1 protein-coding gene and 1 pseudogene are annotated in these 1,774 nt (G+C 70.0%); both read left to right on the top strand.

From position 1 onward, the window contains the following. On the top strand, window positions 1-1,534 hold a 1,534-nt coding region (yidC, locus tag ACKVMH_RS13390), incomplete at its 5' end, for a membrane protein insertase YidC (RefSeq protein ID WP_412700651.1). Window positions 1,535-1,613: 79 nt separating this feature from the next. After that, window positions 1,614-1,774 (top strand): annotated as a pseudogene (locus ACKVMH_RS13395) (tRNA uridine-5-carboxymethylaminomethyl(34) synthesis GTPase MnmE); the annotation flags it as partial.

Below are 1,774 nucleotides of genomic sequence, written 5' to 3' on the forward strand. Positions count from 1 at the left end.
CGTGCCGGTGGCGGGCCAGCCCGTGCCGACGGCCAGTGCCAGTGCCGTGGCGCCGGCCGCCACCGCGGTCACGGTGCGCACCGACGTGCTGGAGGTCGTGCTCGATGGCGGCGAGATCCGCCAGGCCGACCTGCTGGGCTACCCGAGCACTGCCGACGAGGACAGCCCGCCCGTGCGCCTGTTCGCGCAGGACCCGGCCAACTACTTCGTCGCCCAGAGCGGCTGGGTCAGCAACAGCGGCGCCGCGCCGTCGCACGAGGCCGGGTTCGAGTTCGACCGGGCCGCGCTCGCTCCGGGCGCCGACCTCTCGCTCGACGCCGGCGAGGAGCAGGTGGTGGTTCCGTTCATCTGGACCGGCGCCGACGGCGTGACCATCCGCCGCATCTACACCTTCAACCGCGGTGACTACGTGGTGCAGGTCCGCGACGAGGTGGTCAACAACGGCGCCTCGCCGTGGCAGGGCTTCGTCTACCGCCAGCTCAGCCGCGTGCCGCGCGCGCTCAAGTCGTCCGGTCCGATGAGCGTGGAGCAGTACAGCTTCCAGGGCGCGGCGTGGTTCGGCGGCGGCGAGTACGACCGGCGCGACTACGAGGACTTCGTCGACGACGGTCCGCTCAACCTGCAGGTCACCGGCGGCTGGATCGCGATGCTCCAGCACCACTTCTTCGGCGCGTGGATCCCCGAGCGCGGTGACACCAGCACGTTCTCGCTGGCCACCCCCAGCGGTACCGGTGGCACCCACTACCTGATCCGCGAACTCGGTCCCGGCGTCAATGTTGCGCCCGGCGCGACCGCCGCCACCCAGGCACGGCTGTGGGTCGGCCCCAAGCTGGTGGCCAACATCCAGTCCCAGCAGGTGCCGGGGCTCGAGCGCGCGATCGACTTCAGCCGCTTCAGCATCATGGCGACCCTGGCCGGCTGGCTGTTCTGGGTGCTGGCGAAGCTGCACGGCCTGTTCGGCAACTGGGGCTGGGCGATCGTCGGCCTGGTGGTGATCATCAAGGCGGTGATGTTTCCGCTGTCGGCCGCGCAGTACAAGTCGATGGCCAAGCTGCGCAAGTTCCAGCCGCGCATGGCGCAGCTCAAGGAGCGCTACGGCGACGACCGCCAGAAGCTGCAGCAGGCCATGATGGAGCTGTACAAGAAGGAGAAGATCAACCCGGTCGGCGGCTGCCTGCCGCTGCTGGTGCAGATGCCGGTGTTCCTGGCGCTGTACTGGATGCTGGCCGAGTCGGTCGAGCTGCGCCACGCGCCGTGGATCCTGTGGATCGACGACCTGACCGCCCGCGACCCGTACTTCGTGCTGCCGGTCATCAACATGGCGTTGATGTGGGCGACCCAGAAGCTCAACCCGATGACCGGCATCGACCCGATGCAGGCCAAGATGATGCAGTTCATGCCGCTGGTGTTCGGCGTCATGTTCGCGTTCTTCCCGGCCGGCCTGGTGCTGTACTGGGTGACCAACGCGGGCCTGGGCCTGGCCCAGCAGTGGTGGATGATCAGGAAGTACAGCGAGGCGCCGGCCAAGGCCTGAGCCTGGCCCCGCCGGTGACGAAAGCCCGCCGCCCGGCGGGCTTTCCATTTGGGCGTTCGACATTCCGCAGGGGCCAGCCATGACCGACCGCGACACCATCGCCGCCATCGCAACCGCCCCGGGGGCCGGTGGCGTCGGCATCGTGCGGCTGTCCGGCGGCCACGCGCGGGCCATCGGTGAAGCGGTCGCGCGGCGCACCCTGCGGCCGCGCCACGCCCACCACGCGCGGTTCCACGACGC

The sequence above is a fragment of the Lysobacter zhanggongensis genome (assembly GCF_046638635.1).
In the GTDB taxonomy this organism is placed as follows: Bacteria; Pseudomonadota; Gammaproteobacteria; order Xanthomonadales; family Xanthomonadaceae; genus Novilysobacter; species Novilysobacter luteus.